The sequence below is a fragment of the Catenulispora acidiphila DSM 44928 genome (assembly GCF_000024025.1).
Lineage (GTDB): Bacteria > Actinomycetota > Actinomycetes > Streptomycetales > Catenulisporaceae > Catenulispora > Catenulispora acidiphila.
Genome location: NC_013131.1, coordinates 1,912,273 through 1,933,592 on the forward strand (window position 1 = coordinate 1,912,273; position 21,320 = coordinate 1,933,592).

At 70.9% G+C, this 21,320-nt stretch carries 21 protein-coding genes; 12 read left to right on the plus strand and 9 right to left on the minus strand.

Annotation, left to right across the window (positions count from 1 at the left end; translation table 11 throughout):
* Positions 1 to 64: 64 nt before the first annotated feature.
* Positions 65 to 1,252 carry a homogentisate 1,2-dioxygenase gene (locus CACI_RS08395; protein ID WP_012785899.1) on the minus strand — a complete coding sequence of 396 codons (1,188 nt, stop codon included), beginning with the start codon at positions 1,250 to 1,252 and terminating at the stop codon, positions 65 to 67.
* Between the two features lie 91 nt (positions 1,253 to 1,343).
* Between CACI_RS08395 and CACI_RS08400 the strand changes: the two genes are divergently transcribed.
* Both CACI_RS08400 and fahA read left to right on the plus strand, forming a co-directional pair.
* Complete coding sequence (locus CACI_RS08400) at positions 1,344 to 2,201, plus strand: nitroreductase family protein (protein ID WP_012785900.1); 858 nt, start codon at positions 1,344 to 1,346, stop codon at positions 2,199 to 2,201.
* A 63-nt stretch (positions 2,202 to 2,264) separates the two neighbouring features.
* Positions 2,265 to 3,506 carry a fumarylacetoacetase gene (fahA, locus tag CACI_RS08405; protein ID WP_012785901.1) on the plus strand — a complete coding sequence of 414 codons (1,242 nt, stop codon included), beginning with the start codon at positions 2,265 to 2,267 and terminating at the stop codon, positions 3,504 to 3,506.
* Positions 3,507 to 3,546: 40 nt separating this feature from the next.
* Here the strand turns inward: fahA and CACI_RS08410 are convergent, their stop codons facing one another.
* Positions 3,547 to 4,251 (minus strand): tyrosine-protein phosphatase, encoded by a 705-nt coding sequence (locus CACI_RS08410; protein WP_012785902.1) that lies wholly within the window; start codon positions 4,249 to 4,251, stop codon positions 3,547 to 3,549.
* A gap of 28 nt (positions 4,252 to 4,279) precedes the next feature.
* Positions 4,280 to 4,927 carry a bifunctional DNA primase/polymerase gene (locus CACI_RS08415; protein WP_223297483.1) on the minus strand — a complete coding sequence of 216 codons (648 nt, stop codon included), beginning with the start codon at positions 4,925 to 4,927 and terminating at the stop codon, positions 4,280 to 4,282.
* A gap of 181 nt (positions 4,928 to 5,108) precedes the next feature.
* Between CACI_RS08415 and CACI_RS08420 the strand changes: the two genes are divergently transcribed.
* Positions 5,109 to 5,942 (plus strand): tyrosine-protein phosphatase, encoded by an 834-nt coding sequence (locus CACI_RS08420; protein ID WP_223297484.1) that lies wholly within the window; start codon positions 5,109 to 5,111, stop codon positions 5,940 to 5,942.
* Positions 5,943 to 5,988: 46 nt separating this feature from the next.
* Here the strand turns inward: CACI_RS08420 and map are convergent, their stop codons facing one another.
* Positions 5,989 to 6,846, minus strand: coding sequence for a type I methionyl aminopeptidase (gene map, locus CACI_RS08425; RefSeq protein WP_012785905.1), 858 nt, complete (start codon positions 6,844 to 6,846; stop codon positions 5,989 to 5,991).
* Between the two features lie 42 nt (positions 6,847 to 6,888).
* On the opposite strand from map, the gene CACI_RS08430 reads away from it, so the two are divergent.
* The gene (locus tag CACI_RS08430; RefSeq protein ID WP_012785906.1) at positions 6,889 to 7,101 is read left to right on the plus strand and encodes a hypothetical protein; all 213 of its coding nucleotides are present in this window, start codon (positions 6,889 to 6,891) and stop codon (positions 7,099 to 7,101) included.
* A 118-nt stretch (positions 7,102 to 7,219) separates the two neighbouring features.
* Here CACI_RS08430 and CACI_RS08435 read toward each other — a convergent pair whose 3' ends face one another.
* Complete coding sequence (locus tag CACI_RS08435; protein ID WP_041540124.1) at positions 7,220 to 8,476, minus strand: LamG domain-containing protein; 1,257 nt, start codon at positions 8,474 to 8,476, stop codon at positions 7,220 to 7,222.
* Between the two features lie 350 nt (positions 8,477 to 8,826).
* Entirely contained in the window at positions 8,827 to 10,095 is a 1,269-nt protein-coding gene (locus CACI_RS08440) for an MFS transporter (RefSeq protein ID WP_012785908.1), read from the minus strand.
* Between the two features lie 257 nt (positions 10,096 to 10,352).
* Here CACI_RS08440 and panB point away from each other — a divergent pair, with 257 nt between their 5' ends.
* The 4 genes from panB (at position 10,353) to CACI_RS08460 (ending at position 14,836) form a co-directional block, all read left to right on the plus strand.
* Complete coding sequence (gene panB, locus CACI_RS08445; RefSeq protein ID WP_012785909.1) at positions 10,353 to 11,243, plus strand: 3-methyl-2-oxobutanoate hydroxymethyltransferase; 891 nt, start codon at positions 10,353 to 10,355, stop codon at positions 11,241 to 11,243.
* Positions 11,244 to 11,362: 119 nt separating this feature from the next.
* Entirely contained in the window at positions 11,363 to 11,989 is a 627-nt protein-coding gene (locus CACI_RS08450; RefSeq protein WP_049871515.1) for a hypothetical protein, read from the plus strand.
* 300 nt (positions 11,990 to 12,289) lie between these two features.
* Complete coding sequence (locus CACI_RS08455) at positions 12,290 to 13,894, plus strand: MFS transporter (RefSeq protein ID WP_012785911.1); 1,605 nt, start codon at positions 12,290 to 12,292, stop codon at positions 13,892 to 13,894.
* A gap of 243 nt (positions 13,895 to 14,137) precedes the next feature.
* On the plus strand, positions 14,138 to 14,836 hold the full coding sequence (locus tag CACI_RS08460; protein ID WP_049871516.1) for a TetR/AcrR family transcriptional regulator: 699 nt from the start codon (positions 14,138 to 14,140) through the stop codon (positions 14,834 to 14,836).
* 97 nt (positions 14,837 to 14,933) lie between these two features.
* On the opposite strand, the gene CACI_RS08465 is transcribed toward CACI_RS08460, so the two are convergent.
* Positions 14,934 to 15,713: an SDR family oxidoreductase gene (locus CACI_RS08465; RefSeq protein WP_012785913.1), complete on the minus strand. Its 780-nt coding sequence runs from the start codon at positions 15,711 to 15,713 to the stop codon at positions 14,934 to 14,936.
* 354 nt (positions 15,714 to 16,067) lie between these two features.
* On the opposite strand from CACI_RS08465, the gene CACI_RS08470 reads away from it, so the two are divergent.
* On the plus strand, positions 16,068 to 17,546 hold the full coding sequence (locus CACI_RS08470) for a flavin-containing monooxygenase (RefSeq protein WP_012785914.1): 1,479 nt from the start codon (positions 16,068 to 16,070) through the stop codon (positions 17,544 to 17,546).
* 34 nt (positions 17,547 to 17,580) lie between these two features.
* On the plus strand, positions 17,581 to 18,918 hold the full coding sequence (locus CACI_RS08475; protein ID WP_012785915.1) for a glutamine synthetase family protein: 1,338 nt from the start codon (positions 17,581 to 17,583) through the stop codon (positions 18,916 to 18,918).
* A gap of 46 nt (positions 18,919 to 18,964) precedes the next feature.
* On the opposite strand, the gene CACI_RS08480 is transcribed toward CACI_RS08475, so the two are convergent.
* Positions 18,965 to 19,354: a hypothetical protein gene (locus tag CACI_RS08480; protein WP_012785916.1), complete on the minus strand. Its 390-nt coding sequence runs from the start codon at positions 19,352 to 19,354 to the stop codon at positions 18,965 to 18,967.
* Positions 19,351 to 19,572: a hypothetical protein gene (locus tag CACI_RS08485; protein WP_012785917.1), complete on the minus strand. Its 222-nt coding sequence runs from the start codon at positions 19,570 to 19,572 to the stop codon at positions 19,351 to 19,353. The genes CACI_RS08480 and CACI_RS08485 overlap by 4 nt, the downstream gene beginning before the upstream one ends.
* A gap of 166 nt (positions 19,573 to 19,738) precedes the next feature.
* On the opposite strand from CACI_RS08485, the gene CACI_RS08490 reads away from it, so the two are divergent.
* Positions 19,739 to 20,695 carry a zinc-binding dehydrogenase gene (locus tag CACI_RS08490; RefSeq protein ID WP_012785918.1) on the plus strand — a complete coding sequence of 319 codons (957 nt, stop codon included), beginning with the start codon at positions 19,739 to 19,741 and terminating at the stop codon, positions 20,693 to 20,695.
* 3 nt (positions 20,696 to 20,698) lie between these two features.
* Positions 20,699 to 21,256, plus strand: coding sequence for a hypothetical protein (locus CACI_RS08495; protein ID WP_012785919.1), 558 nt, complete (start codon positions 20,699 to 20,701; stop codon positions 21,254 to 21,256).
* Positions 21,257 to 21,320 lie beyond the last annotated feature (64 nt).

A 21,320-nucleotide genomic window follows, 5' to 3' on the forward strand; every position in this document is an offset into this window, starting at 1 on the left:
CCGACCCTTCGGGGTGTCAGGCAGTGTCGGCAGTGCCAGGCGAGCCAAGCAGTGCCAGGCGCCGTCAGCTCCCGGTGTGCCGCCCCGACCACGTCCACGCGTACCCCGGGTCCTCCGAGGCCACGCCGCCCTCGCCGATCTCCAGCGGCCGGAAGGTGTCCACCATGACCGCGAGCTCGTCGAAGAACTCCGCGCCGATGGAGCGTTCCGCGGCGCCGGGCTGCGGTCCGTGCGTCAGCCCGGAGGGGTGCAGCGAGATCGAGCCCTGGCCGATGCCGGAGCCGCGGCGCGCCTCGTAGTTGCCGCCGGTGTAGAACAGCACTTCGTCGGAGTCGACGTTGTGGTGGTTGTAGGGCACCGGGATCGACAGCGGGTGGTAGTCCACCTTGCGCGGGACGAACGAGCAGATCACGAAGTTCGGGCCCTCGAAGGTCTGGTGGACCGGCGGCGGCTGGTGGACGCGGCCGGTGATCGGCTCGAAGTCGGCGATGTTGAAGGCGTACGGGTACAGGCAGCCGTCCCAGCCGACGACGTCGAAGGGGTGGTGCGCGTACGTCAGCTTCGTCCCGCCGGCGCGGTGCCGGACCAGCACCTCGACGTCGGTCCCCTCGGCCAGCAGCGGCTCGGACGGCCCGCGCAGGTCTCGCTCGCAGTACGGCGAGGACTCCAGGAACTGGCCCTTCGCCGACAGGTAGCGCTTCGGCGGACCGATGTGCCCGGTCGCCTCGATCACGAACAGCCGCAGCGGCTCGTCCGACGCGGCCGAGGGAACCCACCGGTGGATCGTCGAAGTCGGCAGCAGCACATAGTCGCCCTGACCGACCTCCAGCGCGCCGAACGAGGTCTCCACGACGCCCGAGCCGGACTCCACGTACACGCACTCGTCGCCTATGGCGTTCCGATACAGGGGAGAGGCTTCCGTCGCCGCGACGTAGGAGAGACGCACATCTCCGTTGCCCAGCAACAAATGCCGGCCGGTAACAGCATCCAATCCCGACCCGTCCAGCTTGTGCGTGAGGAAGTGCCGCGGCTTCAGCGGACGGTTCGCGACCGCCCCGGAGATCGGGCCCGGCGGCTCCCATTCCACGGAGTCCACGATCGCCGTGGGCAGCCCGACGTGATACAGCAGCGCGGAGTCGGAGGAGAAGCCCTCGACACCCATCAGCTCCTCGGAGTACAGCGCGCCGTCCGGGCTCCGGAACTGGGTGTGGCGCTTGTGCGGGATCTCGCCCACTGCGCGGTAGTAGGCCATCGCCGCCGTCCCCTTCACTGTGCGATCTCACGGTGTTCGATAATCGGACGTCGCTGTCCGCTCTCTTCGACCATGGGCTACCGTGGCGGTCATGTCAACCGCCGACCCCGGCGCCCTCGGCGTCCTGTTCGCAGAGCTGATCGACGACGCGGCGCTCTTCCCGCCCGGCGACGCCCCCCTCGTCGAGGCGGTGCCCGCGCACCTGACCCACGACGCCGGCGTCCACAGCGGCCTGCTCGGCCGCTTCCTGTGCCCGGTCTCCCAGCTCGCCGCCCTCAAACCGCTGCTGGACGAGGACGAGGGCCTGCGCCTGGGCCTGATCGCCGACACCGGCGTGGACGGTCTGCTCGCCGCCTTCTCCGGGGTGGACGACGACGACCGGATGATCCTGGAGGCCGTGGAGATCCGCCATCCGGGCGAGCGCCTGGAGGACCTGGAGCGGCGGCTGCCGTACGGCGTCGAGGCGTACATCGAGATCGCCCCGGCCGATATGCGCTCCCTGCTTCCCACCCTCACCGGCCGCGAGCTGCTGCACGCCAAGCTGCGCACCGGCGGGCTGAGCGCCGAGGCGTTCCCGACGCCGCTGGCGGTCGCCGAATTCCTGGTCGGCTGCGCGGACCTGGAGGTCGGGCTGAAGGCCACGGCCGGGCTGCACAACGCGGTGCGGCACACCGACGCCGAGACCGGCTTCGCCCACCACGGCTTCCTCAACGTGCTGCTGGCCGCCGAGCGGGCCGGCGGCGGCGCCGAGATCGAGGACGTGGCGGCGCTGCTGGCCCTCACCGATGGCGCCGACCTGGCCGAACGTGTCAAAGCTCTGACGGTCGAGGACACGGCCCGGACCCGCGACCTGTTCCACGGCTTCGGCTCCTGTAGTTTCCAGGAGCCGGTCGACGACCTGGCGGGCCTGGGGCTGCTGCCCGGTCTGCCGACCGTCCACGCCGGCTGAGCCGAGCAGCGGCGCCGACGGCCCCGCGCGAGGAGACCGTGTGCCACCGAACGAAGGACGGTTATGACACAGCCCACCTGGGTCCGGCTCCCGCCCCGGACCGACTTCCCGGTCGAGAACCTGCCCTACGGCGTCGCGACCCACGGTGAGCGGCCGGCGCACGTGGTCACCCGGATCGGCGACTACGTCGTCAGCCTCGGCGCGCTGGCGAAGGGCGGTCTGCTGGACGGCACGATCGAGGAGCCGGCGGCGTACTTCGCGATCGGCACGCTGAACCCGTTCATGGCGCTCGGCGCGCCGGCGTGGGCGGCGGTGCGGGCCCGGCTCACCGAGCTGTTCACCGACCCCGAGCGCCGCAAGGCCGTCGAGCCGCTGCTGGTCCCGCTGACCGACGTGGTGCTGTATCTGCCCTTCCAGGTGGCGGACTACGTGGACTTCTACTCCTCGGAGGACCACGCCACGAACCTCGGCCGCATCTTCCGGCCGGACGGCGAGGCGCTGATGCCGAACTGGAAGCACCTGCCGATCGGCTACCACGGCCGCGCCGGCACGGTCGTGCCCTCCGGGACCCCGATCGTGCGGCCCTCCGGGCAGCGCAAGGCGCCGACCGACGAGGAGCCGCGCTTCGGGCCCAGCGTGCGCCTGGACATCGAGGCCGAGGTGGGTTTCGTCATCGGCACGCCCTCGCCGCTGGGCGGCGGGGTGCGGGTGGAGGAGTTCCAGGACCACGTCTTCGGCGTGGTGCTGGTCAACGACTGGTCCGCGCGCGACATTCAGGCCTGGGAGTACGTGCCGCTGGGTCCGTTCCTGGGCAAGTCGTTCGCGACGTCGGTCTCCCCGTGGGTGGTGCCGCTGGCCGCGCTGCAGGACGCGCGCGTCGCGCCGCCGTACCAGGACCCGGTCCCGCTGCCCTACCTGCAGGGCGAGACCTGGGGCTACAACATCCTCATGGAGGTCAAGCTCAACGGCCACACGGTCTCCACGCCGCCGTTCGCCGGCTTGTACTGGACCCCGGCGCAGCAGCTGGCGCACATGACGGTGAACGGCGCGAGCCTGCGCACCGGCGACTTCTACGCCTCCGGCACCGTCTCGGGCCCGCTGCCCGAACAGCGCGGCTCCTTCATCGAGCTGACGTGGAACGGAACCGAGCCGCTGGCCCTGGCCGACGGCTCGACCCGCACGTTCCTCGTCGACGGCGACACGGTCGCGATCGGCGGCGTCGCGCCGGGCCCGAACGGGGCGCGGATCGGCTTCGGCGAGGTCGTCGGGACGATCCATTCGGCGGTGCGGCAGCCGGAGCTGTGAGGCGCGTCGGGCCTGCGCTCGCTGTACCGGTGAGTCCACCTCACGCGCTGAGGCGGGACTCCAGGGCGCTCAGATCCGCCGCGGACAAGCCGTTGTCCAGCAAGTAGCCGGGCATCGTCAGCCCGGCGATCGTCGTGCTCAGCGACGCCTCGATGGTGGTGCCGTGCTGGGCGAGGCGCTCGCCGACCGCGACGCGTTGGTCGCGGATGCCCAGCGCGTCGTACCGCGCCTTCATCCGGTCGAAGGTGAGCAGGTAGTCGGCGACGATCTCCTCCGGCTCGGCGCCGGCGAAGGCGAGCAGGACCAAGGCGATCAGGCCGGAGCGGTCCTTGCCGCCGGAGCAGTGGAAGACCACGCAGCCGGGCGCCGCGGTCGCGATGGCCCGGACCGCGGCGACCACGCGGTCCGGGTACTCGGCCAGGAGTGCCGGGAGGTACAGGGGCGTCGCCATGTTGTCGATCGGCGTCCAGTGGTCGTGGAACGCCGTGCCGGGCTCGGGGTCCAGGGGGACGCGGACCGCGGCGATGCCGTCCGGTCTCGGCGTCTGATCCGCCTCGGATTCGTCCTCGGCGCGCAGGTCCAGCACCGTGCGGACGCCGTGGTCCCAGGCCGCGGTCCAGCCCGCCGCCGTCAGGCTGGTCGGGGCTTCCATCCGGACCACCGCGCCCGGCTTGATCCGTCCGAGTCCGCCGAGGTCTCGGACGTTGACGCAGCCGTCCCAGGCGAGGTTTCTGGTGGCGATCATCCGCCTTACGATAGGGGAAGGCGGGTTTCTAGGCGGCCGAGAACTCCGCGAGCACGTCGGCCAGGACCTCCAGGACGACCACCGCGTCCGGCAGCGGCGTGCCGTCGGCGGGCCAGTAGACCCAGCGCGCTGTGCTCCCGGCCATGTTCACCGACGGCGGGACGAACACGTAGCTGCCTCGGTCGTGCCAGCGCAGTCCCGGGTGCTCCTGAAGGGTTTCGGGACGGCAGTCCAGGGAGCTGGACCACCACTCGTCCTCGTCGACGTCGTCGGTGTCAGGGTTCGTACGCGGGGCGGTGAAGAACAGATAGCGGCCGTCCGCCTCGGCGACCGGGCCGGGGGCGGTCCCGGCGACCAGGATGCGGCGCAGGGCGTCGGCGCCGACGTCGTCGGGCACGTCGAGGACCGAGTGGGTCTTACCGGTCGGGGTGACGTAGTTGGCCTCGGGGTGGCGCGCGCGCCACAGGGCGAGGCGTTCGGGATCGGTGCTCGCCTCGACCTGCCAGGCGCGGGAGAGCGGATGCGCGGCGGGCGTGGGGCAGCCCAGACGGTCGCAACTGCACGAGCCCTCGCGCGGGGCGGCGGCCGGGACCACCGCGAACCCGGCTGCGACCAGGCGATCGAGCGGATCCAGAAGCCCTTCCGCGCGCACTCCGTCGCGCACTCCATCGCGCACCCCAACGAGGGAAGCGGCGTGCTCGCGCTTCCGGTTCTTGGCAGGTCGCCAGCTCCTCGGCACCCAAGCCCCCTGACGTGGTCGAAGGCCTAACGCGGTAAGGGTCAGGATACCTCCTGGCAACCCGGACTTCGTCAGGGGGTGCCAGTGGGGCGAACCGTGGCGCGGGTACCGTGTGGCCGTGACCACACCGCCGCCCCGGATACCGACCGTCCCCGCCGACCGCCGCATCCCGCTGGCCGGCACCTTCAACCTCCGCGACGTCGGCGGCTACCCGGCCGCCGGCGGCACCGTCCGCGCGGGCCTCCTGCTCCGCGGCGACGCCCTGCACCGCCTCGACGACAGCGCCCGCGCCACCCTGGCCGGCCTCCCCGTCCGCACCGTGGTGGACCTGCGTGAAGACTTCGAAGCCCGGCTGTCACCCGACGCCCTCGACGGCACCGGCATCGCGGTCCTGCGCCTCCCGGTCTTCCGCTTCACCGGCGACTCCTTCGGCAAGTCCCCCGAGGACCTCAAGACGGTCTACGACCACATGGTCGACGACTGCGGCGAGGTCCTCGCAGCCGCCGTGGCCCATGTGGCAACCGCCACAGCCCACCCGATCCTGGTCCACTGCTCCGCGGGCAAGGACCGCACCGGCGTCGTGGTCGCCATCATCCTGTCGCTCCTCGGCGTCAGCGACGAGGTCATAGCCGAGGACTACCACCTCACCAGCGCCTACCTCGCCGAGGAGTTCACCCAGGCGGTCGAGCAACTGCAAGCCGCCACCGGCCTCGGCCAACGGCTGAACGGCCAAGCCCTGGCCTGCCCGCCGGAGCTGATCCTGGCGACCCTGGAGCGCATGCGCGCCTCGCACGGCTCGATCGAGGGCTACTTGCTGGCGCACGGGCTGACCGCGCAGCTGGTCGCCGAGCTTCGCAGGAGCCTGATAGAGCCGCTGGTGGTGGAGGCGGTTGTCGAGGCAGCCGTGGTCGAGGCGGTCGCGGCGGAGACCGCTGGCGAGCCGACCGACTGAGGGCGGGGCGTCAGCGCGTCGGCGTTTCCGAGGCTTCGCCTGACCCTCACTCCCCGCTGGGCAGCGTCAGCACCTCGACGCCGTCGTTCGTCACGACCATCGTGTGCTCGAACTGGGCGGTGCGCTTGCGGTCGCGGGTGACCGCGGTCCACTTGTCGGGCCACATCTCGTAGTCGGCGGTGCCGAGGGTGAGCATGGGCTCGATGGTGAAGGTCATGCCGGGCTGCATCACCAGGGTCGCGTAGGGGTCGTCGAAGTGCGGGATGATCAGGCCGGTGTGGAAGGCCGTGGAGATGCCGTGGCCGGTGAAGTCGCGGACGACGCCGTAGCCGAAGCGCTTGGCGTAGCTCTCGATCACGCGGCCGATGACGTTGATCTGGCGGCCGGGGCGGACGGCCTTGATGGCGCGGTCCAGGGCTTCGCGGGTGCGCTCGACCAGCAGGTGCGATTCCTCGTCTACGGTGCCGACCTCGAAGGTGGCGTTGGTGTCGCCGTGGACGCCGCCGATGTAGGCGGTGATGTCCACGTTCACGATGTCGCCGTCCGCCAGGACCGTGGTGTCCGGGATGCCGTGGCAGATGACCTCGTTGACCGAGGTGCACATCGATTTGGGGTACCCCTTGTAGCCCAGCGTGGAGGGGTAGGCGCGGTGGTCCAGCAGGTACTCGTGGCCGATGCGGTCCAGCTCGTCGGTGGTGACGCCGGGCTTGGCCGCCCTGCCGGTCTCCACCAGCGCGTCGGCGGCGATGCGGGAGGCGGTCCGCATCTTCTCGACGGTCTCGGCGTCCTGGACCTCGCCGCCGGTGTACGGCCTGGGTCCCTTGCGTCCCACGTACTCCGGTCGCTTGATCGCCGCCGGGACGGGCAGAGTGGGAGAGACGGTGCCGGGTACAAGTGTCGCCATAGTCAGACAGTCTAGGCACCCGGTGACAGCAGGGAGACTGCGATGCGCTGGACCAAGAAGGGCGAGCCGCCGGAGGACGACGGCTGGTACTACTGCGTGAAACACGGCGCGGTCGAGCCGGCGGGCGCCTGCGCCGCCAAGGACCGCCTCGGGCCGTACCAGACCCGGGAACAGGCCGAGCACGCCTTGCAGCGCGTCCAGGAGCGCAACGAGGCGTGGCGCAAGGCCGACGAGGCGGCGGAGGCCGACAGCTAGCCGATAGCCGGCCGACAGCGAGCCCCGACGACGGCGGGAGCGCCGTGCCCGACGGCGCCGGCGGCGATGGACGCGGCAGCGACCGCGGCCACAGCCTCCGGCGCCGTCGGCCCGCGCTCTACAGCGCCTTCACCTCGTCGGCCGACAGCGCGCGTCCGAAGACCTGCACATCCGAGATGTAGCCCTTGAACGGATTCGTCGGGAACTTCCCGTACCAGCTCCGCCCGATCGCGAACGGCCCGGTCGCGGCGTACGGCGCCGACCCGGTCTTGACCGCCCCGCCCTGCTGCACGCCGTTGATGAAGAACGCGAGCGTCCCGGCCTGCGCGTCGTAGACCCCGGTCAGCTTGACCCAGGTGTTCATCGGCGTCGGGGCGGTCCCGCCGGCGCCGACCGTCGTCGGCGTCGGGCCGTCGGCGTTCGCCCGGACGAAGGACCAGGTCTTGCTGTCCAGCGAGTAGCTGAACGTGAACGCGAAGCACTGCGGGCCGTCCTGGCTGAAGGCGGCGGCGTACTTCGTCGGCGTGGTGGTCCCGGTCTGGTCCACCCACATCGAGACCGTGAAGCTCTTCGTGGTGTCGATCGCCGGCGCCTTGGTCTGGATCTGGCCGCCCTTGATCTGCTTCGCCGCGCCGCTGAACGCCGCCGATCCGCCGTGCGCGGTCGAGAATCCGGCCTCGCCGCTCACCGCGCCGGCGCGCTTCTTGCCGGAGGTGTCGGCGGCGGCGGTGCTGCCGGGCTTGTCGTTCAGCCGCCAGTGCAGCAGGTCCGCGACCGGCTTGGCAGCCGGCGGAGCGGCGTTCGACGTGGACGGCGGCGCACTGCTCGGCGCGCTCTGGCTCGCGCTGCTGGACGGCTGCGAACCCGTGCCGTTGACAGCCTGTCCGCCCGGACCGGTCGCCGAGCCGGACGCGCCCTGCGCCGACCCCGACGTCGTGGGCGTGGTGCTGGGGCTCGGCTGCTTCTTGCTGTCGCTGCCGCTTCCGGTGGCGAAGAAGATCGCCGCGCCGGCGACACCGGCCACCGCGACCACGGACGCCCCGATCAGCAGGGTTCTGCGACGCTTTCCGGTGGTGTCCCCGGGCGGGGGACCGGGAGGTCCGGGCGGTCCCGGCGGACCGTAGGGACCGGGAGGGCCCATCGGACCGGCGAACTGCCCGCCCGGCCCGGGTCCCGCCTGCGGAACGGCCCGGAACCCGCTGGCCGACAGGTCCGCGTTGCCCTGCTGCTGCCCGACCGACCGGTAGGCGCCGGTCGCGGCGAGCGGGAACGAGGTCATCGGAGGCGGTGCCTGCGGCGGCGCCTGGACCGGCGGCGGCTCCGGCGGACGGACGGCCGCGTACGAGCCGGTCGCCGCGAGCGGGAACGACGTCATCGAACCCTGCGACGCTCCGAGGTTTCCGCCCTGCGGTCCGCCCTGCTGTCCACCCGGAGGCCCACCTTGCGGTCCGCCCTGCTGTCCGCCGGGTCCGCCGGGTCCACCTTGGCCGCCCTGGCTGCCTTGCGAAGAGCCCTGATAGTTACCCTGAGGCCAGCCCTGCTGCGTCCCGGGCGCCCCCGCCCCCGGCTCGTTCGGCGCTCCGAAACCGTTGTTCTGCCAGGGAAAGCCCTGTGGCGGCGGTCCGCTCGAATCCCCTGTCGCCTCCGGCGGCGCGCCCCAAGGCGGCCCGTTCCGGTCCCCGTTGTCCATGCCAACCCCTCGCTCGGACCCTCAAAGGCCTTCGATCATAGGGACGGCTCAGCATGCGCCGCCAGCCTTTCGGCCCTGACAGCGCCCGCGTGCGCATCGGTCCGCGCGTCGTAACGCCGGAACCCCGGCAGCCACGCGGCCAGCCCGATCACCGCCCCGACGCAGGCCACACCGCCGAAGCCGACCGAGAACACCGGTCCCCGCAGTGCCGCCATCGACCCGGCGCGGATCTGTCCCAGAATCGGTCCGCTGGAGAACGACAGCATCTCGATCCCGGCGAGCCGGCCGCGCAGCGCGTCGGGGATGGTCTGGTTCCAGATCGACATCCGGAACACGCCGCTGACCGCGTCCGCCGCACCGGCGGCGGCCAGGCACGCCACCACGATCCACACCTGCTGCGTCGCCGCCACCAACGCGATCGCCACGCCCCACGCCCCGGCGGCCCAGATCACCGCCAGCCCGTGCCGGTGGACGTGCTTCGTCCAGCCGCTGGTGAGGGAGATCAGCGCCGAGCCGACGGCGGGTGCGGCGTACAGCAGTCCCAGGGACCACGAGGCGTGCAGATGGTCGGCGAGGAAGGGGAACAGCGCGGTCGGCATCGCGAACGTCATCGCCGCGATGTCCACCACATACGTGCCGATCAACTCCTGCCGGCTGCGCGCGTACCGCCAGCCGGCGGCTATCCCGCGCAGGCTGGCTCCCTCGGCGTCCTCGCCCTGCGGCGAAGGCTTGAGCTGTAAGAGGAATCCGCACGAGATCACGAATGTCGCGGCGTCCGCGACATAGGAGACCGTGGGTCCGGTCGTAGCGACCAGGACACCGCCCAGCGCAGGCCCGGCGATCTGCGTGAACGACCCCAGCAGCCACTGCAACGCGCCGGCCGGGACCACCAAATCCGGCGGCACGATGCGCGGCACGATCGCCTCCCGCGACGGCCGCTGCAAGCCGTTCACCGCCGCGAACGCCGCTGTCAGCGCGTAGATCGGCCACAGCAGCGGATGCGGCATCAGCGCGTTCACCAACAGCAGCACCGACAACAGCGCCGAGGCCGCCTCGGTCGACACCACGAGCTTGCGCCGGTCCATGGCGTCGGCCAGCGCGCCGCCCCACAGCCCGCAGACCACCAGCGGCACCAGCTCGGTCGCGCCGAGCAGACCGACCGCGAGCGCCGAACCGGTGAGGTCCTTGATCTGGAAGGGGACCGCGACATAGGTCAGGAAGGAGCCGAAGCCGGAGATCACCGAGGACGCGGTCAGGAACCGGTAGTCGCGCGAGACCCTCAGCGGCGTCACGTCGACGCTCATATCGCGCCATCGGCGACGGGGCGGGACGCTTGGCTGCGACGCGTCGCCGGGCGGCGCGGGTTGTGCGGTCACGCGCCGATTGTTCGGGGGCGCGCCCACGGCCCGCAAACGACTTTTGTGCAGTTGTGAGCAGAGTCACGGGTGGTTCGGGCGCCAGACGCGCACCCCTTAACAAGGGATGCCGGGCGTGAGACGATCAGCCTCGTCCGGGTACGCCGTTTCGGCGCCTCGAGTCGTCTCTTCAAGGAGAAGCCAGCATGTCCGCTGAAAGCAGCGCCACGCAGGAGTCCGCAGTATCGTCCTCGGCCGCCCAGCCCAAGCTCTCGCTGTATGGCGGGACCGGGACCGGCCGCCGCGTCACCGTCCGCGACCTGGCCAAGGCCAAGCGCGAGGGGGAGAAGTGGGCGATGCTCACCGCCTATGACGCCCTGACCGCCGGCGTGTTCGACGAGGCCGGGATCCCGGTCCTGCTCGTCGGGGACTCCGCGGGCAACAACCACCTCGGGTACGAGAACACCGTGCCGGTGACCGTCGACCAGCTGGTCATGCTCTCCGCCGCCGTGGTGCGCGGGACCAAGCGCGCCATGGTGATCGGCGACCTGCCCTTCGGCTCCTACCAGTCCTCGCCGGCCCAGGCGCTGGAGACCGCGGCGCGGTTCATGAAGGAGGCCGGGGTCGGCGCGGTCAAGCTCGAAGGCGGCCGCCGGGTGCTCCCGCAGGTCGAGGCGCTGGTGCAGGCCGGCGTGCCGGTGATGGCGCACATCGGGCTCACCCCGCAGTCGGTCAACGTCCTGGGCGGATACCGGATAGCGGGACGGGGCGACGAGGAGGCGGAGAAGCTGATCTCCGACGCCAAGGCGCTGCAGCACGCCGGCGCGTTCGCGATCGTCCTGGAGCTCGTCCCGGCCGAACTGGCCGCGCGGGTCTCCGCCGAGATCGACGTCCCCACCGTGGGCATCGGCGCCGGCGCCGGCACCGACGCGCAGGTCCTGGTCTGGACCGACATGGCGGGACTGACACCCGGCGGCGTGCCGAAGTTCGTGAAGCAGTACGCGGATATGCGCACGCTGCTCGGCGACGCGGCGCGGGCGTTCGCCAGCGACGTGGTGAACGGGGCATACCCGGACGAGTCGCACTCGTACCACTGAGCCCCGGGCTGTATCCCTTCGTCGGAAACACAGTCGGTCCCGACCGATCCACGCCGATCCACACTGAATAACCCCGGTCCGGGTGTCCTGGCGGCGCCCGGACCGGCAGTATGAATCCCATGGATGCCGAGCAGACCACCTTCCTCCGCGAACTCGTCAGCGGAACCCCGTGGTTCGGCGAATGCCGAGGCTTCGCCCGCACCCTGCGGCGCGCCCCGCGCAGCCCCGGCGGCCTCCTGCTCGTCGGCACCCCCGAAGAGGAGCCCTGGCACCTCGCCGCGCACCTGGACACCGAAGCCGGCCTGGCCAACCTCCCGCAGCTGGCGCCGACCCTGATCCGCCACCAGATCCCCGACGGCGCACCGCCGCACCTCGCAGTCCCGCTGGCCCGCCTGGAGCAGGCGCGCAAAGGCGAAGCAGTCTTCATCGTCGCCCCCGACGACCCCGGCACCCCCCTCCTGGAACGCGTCGACGACGCCCGCCGCCGCGGAGCAGCGATCCTGACCCTCGCAGAGGACGAAGAAACCTCCAGCGAACTCCTGACCCTCTCCCACGACGCCCTCCTGGTCCCGGAGAACGGAATCGTCCCCGGCTTCGACGCCGCGCAACACCTCCTCGCCTCCACCGCCGGCGAAGGCGAGGGCCGCAAGGGCGGCCGGGGCAGCGGCCCGCGCCTGGGCTTCCGCGACCGTCTGACGGCCCTGATCGATCAGGTGTCGGGCGGCTCCGCGGACACGTATCGGTAGACGCGGCGCGCCCGACTTGGGGCGCGGGCGGGGCGGGCTGTGGGGTCTGGTGTGTTGGTGGGTTTCAAGAAGCTCTTTACGGCTTCGCGCGGGTGTTGATGGCCTCGCAGGGGGCGCAGTTCGGTGGTGGGTGTCTGGGTTGCGCCGGCGGGCGGGTGGCGTTGAACAACCACCCCCCGCACCTTCAATACGAAACGGTTGCGTCTCGATAAGCTGCGGCGTACAGTCGCGGTGGGAAATCGATACGGTCCTGTTCCGTATCGGATCAAACCCGCACCGATCGAGGGGATAGAGGGGAACATGGATCGGGAGACCCTGCAGAGGCGCCGGTGGGCGATTCTCGGTGTACTCGTCTTCAGCTTGCTCGTGGTCGTCCTGGACAACACGATCCTGAACGTCGCGCTCAAGATCATCTCGCAGCCCGAGAACGATCCGCACCAGCCCGGTCTGGGTGCCTCCCAGTCTGATCTGGAGTGGGCGATCAACTCCTACACGCTGGTGTTCGCCGGCCTGCTGTTCACCTTCGGGATCGTCGGCGACCGGTTCGGGCGCAAGAAGATCCTGATGGCCGGCATGGTCGGGTTCGGGATCGCCTCGGTGCTGTGCGCCTATGCCGGCAGTCCCGGCGCGCTGATCGCCACCCGGGCCGTGATGGGCTTCTTCGGCGCCGCGATCATGCCCGCCACGCTGGCCATCATCGCCAACGTCTTCGAGCCCAAGGAGCAGCCCAAGGCGATCGGCATCTGGGCCGGCGGCGTGGGGCTGGGCGTGGCCATCGGCCCGGTGCTCGGCGGTCTGCTGCTGGACCACTTCTGGTGGGGCTCGGTCTTCCTGATCAACGTGCCGATCATCGTCGTCGCGCTGATCGCCATGGCGATCCTGGTGCCGGACTCCAAGAACCCCAAGCCGGGCAAGCTGGACCCGCTGGGCGTGTTCCTGTCGATGGCCGGGATCGTCGTGTTCGTCTACGGCATCATCCGCGGCGCCGACGTCGGCTGGGGCAACCCGCAGATCTGGGGCTCGCTGGCCGCCGGCATCCTGCTGTCCGCCGGGTTCGTGTTCTGGGAACTGCGGACCGACCACCCCGCGCTGGACGTGCGGCTGTTCCGCAGCTCGCGGCCCTTCTCGGCCTCGGTCATGCTGGTCGGCCTGTCCTTCTTCGCGATGATGGGCGTGCTGTTCTTCCTGTCCTTCTACCTGCAGTCGGTGCTGAACTACAGCCCGCTGAAGGCCGGTCTGTTCCTGACGCCGTTCGCGCTGGCGCAGCTGATCTTCTCGCCGCTGTCGGCGCGGCTGGTGCAGCGCTTCGGGGCGCGCGCGGTGTCCACCTTCGGCATGGTGGTCATCGGTGTCACGTTCCTGATGTACCAGTTCGTGAACCAGACCTCGGCGGCCTGGCTGCTGCTGCTGATCTTCTTCCTGCAGGGCATGGGCATGGCGAACGTGATGCCGCCGGCGACCACGACGATCATGACCTCGCTGCCCCGGGAGAAGGCCGGCGTCGGCTCCTCGGTGAGCAACACCGTCCGGCAGGTCGGCGGCGCGCTGGGCGTCGCGGTGCTGGGCACGCTGCTCACCACGGCCTACCGCGGCCGGATGGAGGCTCCGCTCAGGACGGTCGTGCCGAACCCCTCGGCGCTGCACGACATCGACGGCTCGATCCAGGCCACCAAGGGCGCCGGCGAGCACGTCCCGGTGCTGGCGCACTTCTACCCGCAGGCCGACGCCGCGTTCATCCACGCGATGCACGTGACCGTGACGGTCTCGGCGATCGTCGCCTTCCTCGCCGCGATCGTGTCGCTGACCTGGCTGCCGCGAAAGTCCGCCGGCGCACCGGCCGGACCGCCGCAGCGACAGGCCGGCGCTGACGCCTCGGCCGCGGCCGAAGCCGCCGGAGTGGCCTGAGCGGGACACCCGCCGACAGCACGGACCCGCCCGGCGCGCCGCACGGCTCGCCGGGCGGGACCGGCGGACGGGTTCCGGGGCGACAGGTTCGGGAGCAACGGCTTCCGGGGCGACAGGATCGGGGGCGACAGGCTCGGCAGAGGCGGGTTCGGAAGCGGCGGGCTCCGCGGCGACGGTTTCCCGCCGCCGTTTTCCCCCGTGTTGTCCCCCCTCGGCCCGGCATCGAGGAGATGATGGAGCGCTATGACGATGATCCATGACGGCCCGCGCCCCGGCGAGCGCCATCCCGGGCACGTGCAGGGCTCCTGCGCCGACCCGGGCTGCGCGGCCGCCGCCGAGGGCGCCGCCCGCCGCCGGCCCGGCCGGCCGCGCAGCGAGGCCGCCGAACGCGCCATCCTCGAGGCGGTGCTGGGCCTGCTCAGCGAGGGCGTGCCCTACGGCTCGCTGTCCATGGAGCAGGTCGCGACCCGCGCCGGGGTCGGCAAGGCGACCGTCTACCGGCGCTGGCCGAACAAGGAGAGCCTGGTCGTCGACTCGATGGCCACGCTGTGGCAGGAGTGCCCGCCGCCGGACCTGACCGACGAGCGCACCACCCGCGAACGCATCGTGGAGTACCTGAACACCATGGTCGGCCTCATGCACGAGGACATGGCCGGGCTGGTGTTCGCCTCGGTGATGGCCGCCGCGACGCTGCACCCGGAGCTGGTGCGGCAGTACCAGGCGGTCGCGATCGAACCGCGGCGCGAGCAGCTGCGGATGATCCTGCGGCACGGGATCGCCGGCGGCGAGCTGCGCGCCGACCTGGACGTGGAGCTCGCGGTGCGGATGTTCGCCGGGCCGATCGTGCAGACGATGAAGTCCGAGCACCCGGGCAAGCCGGTGAGCGAGGAGTTCGTCGAGGCGCTGGTCGACACCCTGCTGGAGGGCATCGGGCCGCGCTGAGACGGCGTTGCCGAGGCAGGGCGCGCGCCGCGCGCGCCCTCAGGCCTCATCGATGTTCGGCGGGTCCCGCCACCAAGCCTCGTCGCTGGGAGGCCTCTCAGGCCTCGTACTCGGCCGCCAGGTACTCGGCCCACGTGGTCTTGCCCAGCCGGTTCTCCGGGCAGGTGTGCACGCCGGCCCGGAACGCCCGCCCGGACTTCCCCGGTACCCGGAGCGGGACCAGCAGCCGCCGCTTCCCGGTCGCGCGCAGATAAGCCCGCGCGATGTCCCCGGCGTCCAGCACCTCCGGTCCGCCCATGTCCTCCGCACGGCCCATCGGCTCGCCGGTGGCCAGGTCCGCCATGCGCCCGGCGACCTCGCGGGCGTCCAGCGGCTGGAACGGGATCGAGGGCACGGGGACCGCCGGGGACTTAGACGCGATCTTCAAGAACGTGTCGAGCAGCTGGAACCACTGCGTGGTCCGCTGGACGGTGTGCGGGAGCCCGCCGGCCTCGATCGTCTGCTCGGCTTCGTACTTGGCCTGGTAGTAGCCGCTGGGGTGGCGGTCCACGCCGACGATCGAGATGAAGACCACATGCGGCCGGCGCCCGCCGCGCTTGGCGGCCTCGATGAGGCGCCACGCGGCGTCCGCGTCGCCCTTGCCCTGCCCGCGCGTATTGGAGGCGGCGTGGACGATCACGTCGATCCCGTCCACGGCTTCGTCCAGTCCGGCGCCGCTGCCCAGATCCCCGACGGTCCACGCGAAGGAGCCGCTGCCGCCTGGTCCCGCACCGCCGCGCGGGCGCCGGCTCAGCGCCCGGACGTCGGAGCCGCGCCGGGTCAGGGCGGGGACGAGCATGCGGCCCAACGTGCCGCTGGCTCCGGTCACCAGGATCATGGTCGCCTCCTCGCCGGGACCCCTACCCCGCCGGAGCCCGTCGAGCCTTCCCGGCCCGGAAAAAAGTCCGAGGCCTCACCGCACGGGGGGACGGTGAGGCCTCGGGATGGGAGACCCCATCGCACGGGGGGACGATGAGGTCTCGTTGCAGGATTATTCTCCGTTCAACAACGCTTGGCGAGGGGTTCCGGAGAGATTTTCGGCAAAGATCTTCAGAGTTTCCTCGCGAATACCCGGTGTGACCGTTCGCCGTCCGGTTCTGTCCGGATCTGTGGCGTTTTGGTCTTGAAGTATCGGAGTACGGCACCAGCCGCCATGTCGACGCAGCGTCGGTATGGCGGTGTACTCAACTACATGACGACCGCCCGGGGGCATCAGGTTGCACATGATGTAGCAATCGTCGGAGCCGGATTTTCCGGCCTCTGTATGGCGATCCAGTTGAAGCGCGGCGGAGTCGCGGATTTCGTGGTGTTCGACAAGGGCTCGGACGTCGGCGGGGTCTGGCGGGACAACGTGTATCCCGGATGCGGTTGCGATGTGCCCTCGCACCTGTACTCGTACTCGTTCGCGCGCTACTCGGGCTGGTCGCGGGCGTATCCCAAGCAGGCGGAGATCCTCGACTACCTCCACCAGTGTGTGCGGCGTTGGAAACTCGGACCACATCTGCGGCTGGAGACCGAGATCGTCGCCGCGGAGTGGCAGCCGCAGGAGCGTCTGTGGCGGCTCAGGGACGCCGCGGGGTCCGAGCACACCGCGCGGGTGCTCGTGTGCGGCGTGGGACAGCTCAACAGGCCGCGGTACCCCTCTGTGGCGGGGCGCGAGGAGTTCGCGGGGGCGGCGTTCCACTCCGCGGAGTGGGATGCGCAGTGGCCGCCGGAGGCGTTCGCCGGCAAGGACGTCGCCGTCATCGGGACCGGTGCGTCGGCGGTGCAGTTCGTCCCTGAGATCGCGCGCTATGCGCAGCGCCTCTATGTGTTCCAGCGCTCCGCGAACTGGGTGATCCCCAAGTACGACTACACGTTCGGGCCGCTGGCGCGTTCTGCCTTCCGCCGGGTCCCGGGGTTGCGTCTGGCGATGCGCGGGTTCAACTACGCCGTCCTCGGGGAGGCGCTGCTGTACTCCGCTATAGCGGGAAGCCCATTGGGACGCGGCCTACAGAAGTTCTCTAAGCGCTACCTCGATAAGCAGATCCCCGACGACCCGGAGCTGCGCGCCAAGCTCACTCCGGACTTCCCGATCGGCTGCAAGCGCATCCTGATCTCGGACGACTGGTACCCGGCGCTCGCGCGGGACAACGTGGAGGTGGTCACCGAGGCGGTCACGGAGGTGACCTCGGGCGCAGTGCGCACAGAGGACGGCCGGGAGCGGGACGTGGCGGTGCTCGTCTACGGGACCGGGTTCCGAGCCACAGAGTTCCTGGCGCCGATCGAGATCGTCGGGCGCGGCGGCGTGCGGCTGCACGACCGGTGGCGGGAAGGCGCCACGGCGTATCTCGGGATGGCCGTCCCGGAGTTCCCCAACATGTTCCTGCTCTACGGACCGTCCACGAACCTGGGCCACAACTCGGTGGTCTACATGATCGAGTCGCAGGTGCGGTACGTCATGGGCTGGCTCCAAGCGGCCCGCGACGGCCAGGTCGAGGTGGCCGAGGAGGCGCTGGCGGCGTACGAGGCGACCATCCGGCGGCTGCTGCGGCGCACCGCGTGGGAGGCCGGTTGTTCGTCCTGGTACAAAACCGCTGACGGGCGGGTTGTCAACAACTGGCCGCTTCGTTCCTTCCGCTACCGCATGGCGACGCGCCGTCCTCGCGCGCGCGACTTTTTAGCGCCGTAATCACACGGAAACGCACCTCGTTCATACTGTGCTCATGGAACGTCAGCAGGAGTTCGTACTCCGCACCCTCGAAGAGCGGGACATCCGCTTCGTGCGTCTCTGGTTCACCGACGTCCTGGGCTTCCTGAAATCGGTGGCGATCGCCCCGGCGGAGCTGGAACAGGCGTTCAGCGAGGGCATCGGCTTCGACGGCTCGTCGATCGAGGGCTTCGCCCGGGTGGCCGAGTCGGACATGCTGGCCAAGCCCGACCCCGCGACGTTCCAGATCCTGCCCTGGCGCGCGGAGTCCCCGGGCACGGCGCGCATGTTCTGCGACATCCTGATGCCCGACGGCGCCCCCAGCTACGCGGACCCCCGCTGGGTGCTCAAGCGCACCCTGGCCAAGGCCGCCGAGCGCGGGTTCACGTTCTACACGCACCCCGAGATCGAGTTCTACCTGTTCGAGGGCCAGCCCAAGCCGGGCAAGGCACCGGAGCCGGTGGACCATTCGGGGTACTTCGACCTCACCCCGCACGGCGTCGGCCACGACTTCCGCCGCCAGGCCATCACCCACCTGGAGTCGATGGGCATCTCGGTGGAGTTCAGCCACCACGAGGGCGGCCCGGGCCAGCAGGAGATCGACCTGCGCTACGCCGACGCGCTGTCCACCGCGGACAACATCATGACCTTCCGCCACGTCATGAAGGAGGTGGCGCTCGAGCAGGACGTCTACGCCTCCTTCATGCCCAAGCCGCTGGCCGAGCACCCCGGCAGCGGCATGCACACCCACCTGTCGCTGTTCGAGGGCGACCGCAACGCCTTCCACGAACCCGGCGCGGAGTACAGCCTGTCCAAGACCGGCCGCAGCTTCATCGCCGGCCTCCTGCACCACGCCAGCGAGTTCACCGCCGTCACCAACCAGTTCGTGAACAGCTACAAGCGCCTCTTCAGCGGCGGCGAGGCGCCCAGCTACATCAGCTGGGGCCACAACAACCGCTCGGCCCTGGTCCGCGTCCCGATGTACAAGCCCTCCAAATCCCAGTCCAGCCGCGTCGAAGTCCGCTCCCTGGACTCGGCCTGCAACCCCTACCTCGCCTTCGCCGTGATGCTGGCCGCAGGCCTGAAGGGCGTCGAGGAAGGCTACGAACTCCCCGCCGGCGCCGAGGACAACATCTGGACCCTGACCGACGGCGAACGCCGCGCCCTGGGCATCGAGACCCTGCCCTCCTCGCTGTCGGAGGCCATCTCCCGCATGGAGGAAAGCGAGCTGGTCGCCGAGACCCTCGGCGAGCACGTCTTCGACTTCTTCCTGCGAAACAAGCGCGCCGAATGGCTGGACTACCGGCACCAGGTGACGCCGTTCGAGCTGAACCGGTACCTGCCGGTGCTGTAGGGCGGCGCTCTAGGCGCTCCAGGTGCTCCTGGCGCTCTAGGAGTGGCTACTCCTTGGTCCAGTTCCGCAGGACCCAGGAGATAGCCCCCACGTCCAGCTTCCCCTCCGCCGCGTCCCCTGCCAGCCGCGCCGCCTCGCGCAGGTCGGGCAGGACGCGGAGTCCGCAGGCGGACAGGTACGCCACGGCTGTCGCGGCGGCGAACAGCCGATTGGCGTTCTCCAGGGCCGGGACGCGGGCGAGTTGGTGCAGCAGGGCCGCGGCCTGGTGGTGCGGCCGCTCGTAGACGCGGCGGCCGAGGACCACGGCCTCGGTGCGGGCGAGGGCGGCGAACAGGGCGCCGTAGTCCAGGACGGCGGGGTCGCCGGGGAGGCGCTGCGCGGCGTCGAGGAGCCAGGCGATGTCGATCGGGTGGTCGGGGGTGGTCTCCGGGCTCACGCGGCCGGCTGCAGGTCGTCGTCGAACGCCCCCGAGGCCTTCGCGTCCTGGACGAACTGGTCGAAGACCGCGTCGAAGACCGCGCGGCGGCCTCGGGTGTCGGCGTCGATCAGCCGGGCCAGGTACTCGCCGAGGTTCACTCCGGCGTCCGCGGCGGCGGCTCGGGCCGCTTCGGCGATCACGTCCGGGACGCGCGCGTTCAACTGCTGATTGCCCATAGCAGCATGCTAGCGCCGCTAGCAGGTCCTGTCACCAGGCTTAGGACCAAAGTCTTAGGCAGCTGCCGCCCAGAGCCGGAGGCGACGTGCACGCCTCCCGGGCGAGGATCGAAAAGCGACGAGCCGCCCACGGGCCCGCGCCGAGCCGACGACCTGGAGGAACGACATGCGCGCAGTGTGGCTGCGAGACTTCGGCGCCCCGACGGAGCTGCACGCGGAGGACACCCCGGAGCCCGTCCCCCAACCGAACACGGCACTGGTCGACGTCGCCTACGCGAACATCACCTTCGTCGAGACCCAAGCCCGCGCCGGCACCGGCCCGTTCCACCCGACGCTGCCGACGATCCCCGGCAACGGTGTCGGGGGAGTGGTCCGCGCGGTCGGCGACGGCGTGGACCCGGCGCTCATCGGCACCCGCGTGGTCGGCTCGACCGGCGGTTCGGGCGGCTACGCCGAGGTGGCGCTGGTCCCGATCGACGTCCTGTATCCGGTCCCTGACACGCTCGCCCTCGACGCGGCGGTGGCGGTCCTCGCCGACGGCCGCACCGCCTCCCTGCTCATCGAGGCCGCGACCATCCGGCCCGGCGACCGCGTCCTGATCGAGGCGGCGGCAGGCGGCGTCGGCACACTGCTGATCCAGCTCGCGAAGACAGCCGGCGCCACCGTGATCGCCCTGGCCGGCGGTCCCCGCAAGACCGACCTCGCCACCGCCCTCGGCGCGGACCAGGCGATCGACTACCGCGACCCGGCGTGGCCGCGGCAGCTGGACGAGCCCGTGGACGTGGTCTTCGACGGCGTCGGCGGCGCCACCGGCCGCACCGCCTACGAACAGCTCCGCCCCGGCGGCCGCATCCTCACCTACGGCCTGGCCAGCGGGCAGTGGACCGCCGTCCCCGAGGACGAGGCGCGCGAACGCGGCGTCACCGTCGTCCGCCCCACCGCCGGACCCGCGGACCTCCGCCGGTTGACGGAATCCGCGCTGCGCGCCGCCGCCGACGGGACGCTGCGCCCGGTGATCGGACAGCGGTTCCCGTTGGAGCGCGCCGATGCCGCGCACGCTGCCATCGAAGCCCGGTCGACGGTCGGAAAAACCCTGCTCCTGACAGGCAAAACGGTAGAATGAGGCATGCGTTCCGCAGAGGAAATCCGCGAGCATGCGATCGACGGTCTGAACCACGCTCTGAAGCGTCCAGCCATGTACGGCGGCTGGCCCGCGGTGTGGCCCTACCAGGACACCCTCAGCTACATCGACGAATCCAGCCACCGGTTCGAGATCGTCGACGGCCACGCCCGCAACCCGATGGGCTTCGTCGACGAGTCGCTGTCAGACCCCGATGAATCCTTCTTCCAAGCGCTGTTCATCCCGCATTACCACGCGCTCGGCTGGTTCCGGCCCGACGCCGTCCTCGATCCGGTCGCCCACAAGGCTTTCCTCGACGGTCTCGACCTCTGGCTCGTCGATCCCCACACCCGGGCCGAGGTCCTTGAACTGCTCGGCCCGCCCTCCTGGAAGCACAGCGAGGTGATCGCCTACGTCACGGCGGACCCGGCCGATCCGGCGCTGGTCCTCGGGTTCCACGACGACATCGTCGCCAGCGCCTGGACCTCCGAGGGCAGATTCCCCGCCGGCCTGCGCCTGACCCCGGCGGGCAAGGAGCGCCTGGCGAGCCGTTCCACCCCTTGACCGCTCTGCTCCTGGCTGCTGTCCTATCAGACGTCCCGTCCGGTTCTGTCCGGAACTGGATACA

Bases quoted from the DNA above. Each gene is read 5' to 3' on its own strand.
- CACI_RS08450 (WP_049871515.1), top strand. From the start codon at position 11,363: ATGGATGCCGAGCAGACCACCTTCCTCCGCGAACTCGTCAGCGGAACC.
- CACI_RS08490 (WP_012785918.1), top strand. From the start codon at position 19,739: ATGCGCGCAGTGTGGCTGCGAGACTTCGGCGCCCCGACGGAGCTGCAC.
- CACI_RS08455 (WP_012785911.1), top strand. From the start codon at position 12,290: ATGGATCGGGAGACCCTGCAGAGGCGCCGGTGGGCGATTCTCGGTGTA.
- CACI_RS08435 (WP_041540124.1), bottom strand. From the start codon at position 8,476: ATGACGTCGTTCCCGCTCGCGGCGACCGGCTCGTACGCGGCCGTCCGT.
- CACI_RS08430 (WP_012785906.1), top strand. From the start codon at position 6,889: ATGCGCTGGACCAAGAAGGGCGAGCCGCCGGAGGACGACGGCTGGTAC.
- CACI_RS08410 (WP_012785902.1), bottom strand. From the start codon at position 4,251: ATGATCGCCACCAGAAACCTCGCCTGGGACGGCTGCGTCAACGTCCGA.
- CACI_RS08460 (WP_049871516.1), top strand. From the start codon at position 14,138: ATGACGATGATCCATGACGGCCCGCGCCCCGGCGAGCGCCATCCCGGG.
- panB (WP_012785909.1), top strand. From the start codon at position 10,353: ATGTCCGCTGAAAGCAGCGCCACGCAGGAGTCCGCAGTATCGTCCTCG.
- CACI_RS08465 (WP_012785913.1), bottom strand. From the start codon at position 15,713: ATGATCCTGGTGACCGGAGCCAGCGGCACGTTGGGCCGCATGCTCGTC.
- CACI_RS08475 (WP_012785915.1), top strand. From the start codon at position 17,581: ATGGAACGTCAGCAGGAGTTCGTACTCCGCACCCTCGAAGAGCGGGAC.
- map (WP_012785905.1), bottom strand. From the start codon at position 6,846: ATGGCGACACTTGTACCCGGCACCGTCTCTCCCACTCTGCCCGTCCCG.
- CACI_RS08470 (WP_012785914.1), top strand. From the start codon at position 16,068: ATGACGACCGCCCGGGGGCATCAGGTTGCACATGATGTAGCAATCGTC.
- CACI_RS08395 (WP_012785899.1), bottom strand. From the start codon at position 1,252: ATGGCCTACTACCGCGCAGTGGGCGAGATCCCGCACAAGCGCCACACC.
- CACI_RS08495 (WP_012785919.1), top strand. From the start codon at position 20,699: ATGCGTTCCGCAGAGGAAATCCGCGAGCATGCGATCGACGGTCTGAAC.
- CACI_RS08400 (WP_012785900.1), top strand. From the start codon at position 1,344: ATGTCAACCGCCGACCCCGGCGCCCTCGGCGTCCTGTTCGCAGAGCTG.
- CACI_RS08485 (WP_012785917.1), bottom strand. From the start codon at position 19,572: ATGGGCAATCAGCAGTTGAACGCGCGCGTCCCGGACGTGATCGCCGAA.
- fahA (WP_012785901.1), top strand. From the start codon at position 2,265: ATGACACAGCCCACCTGGGTCCGGCTCCCGCCCCGGACCGACTTCCCG.
- CACI_RS08440 (WP_012785908.1), bottom strand. From the start codon at position 10,095: ATGAGCGTCGACGTGACGCCGCTGAGGGTCTCGCGCGACTACCGGTTC.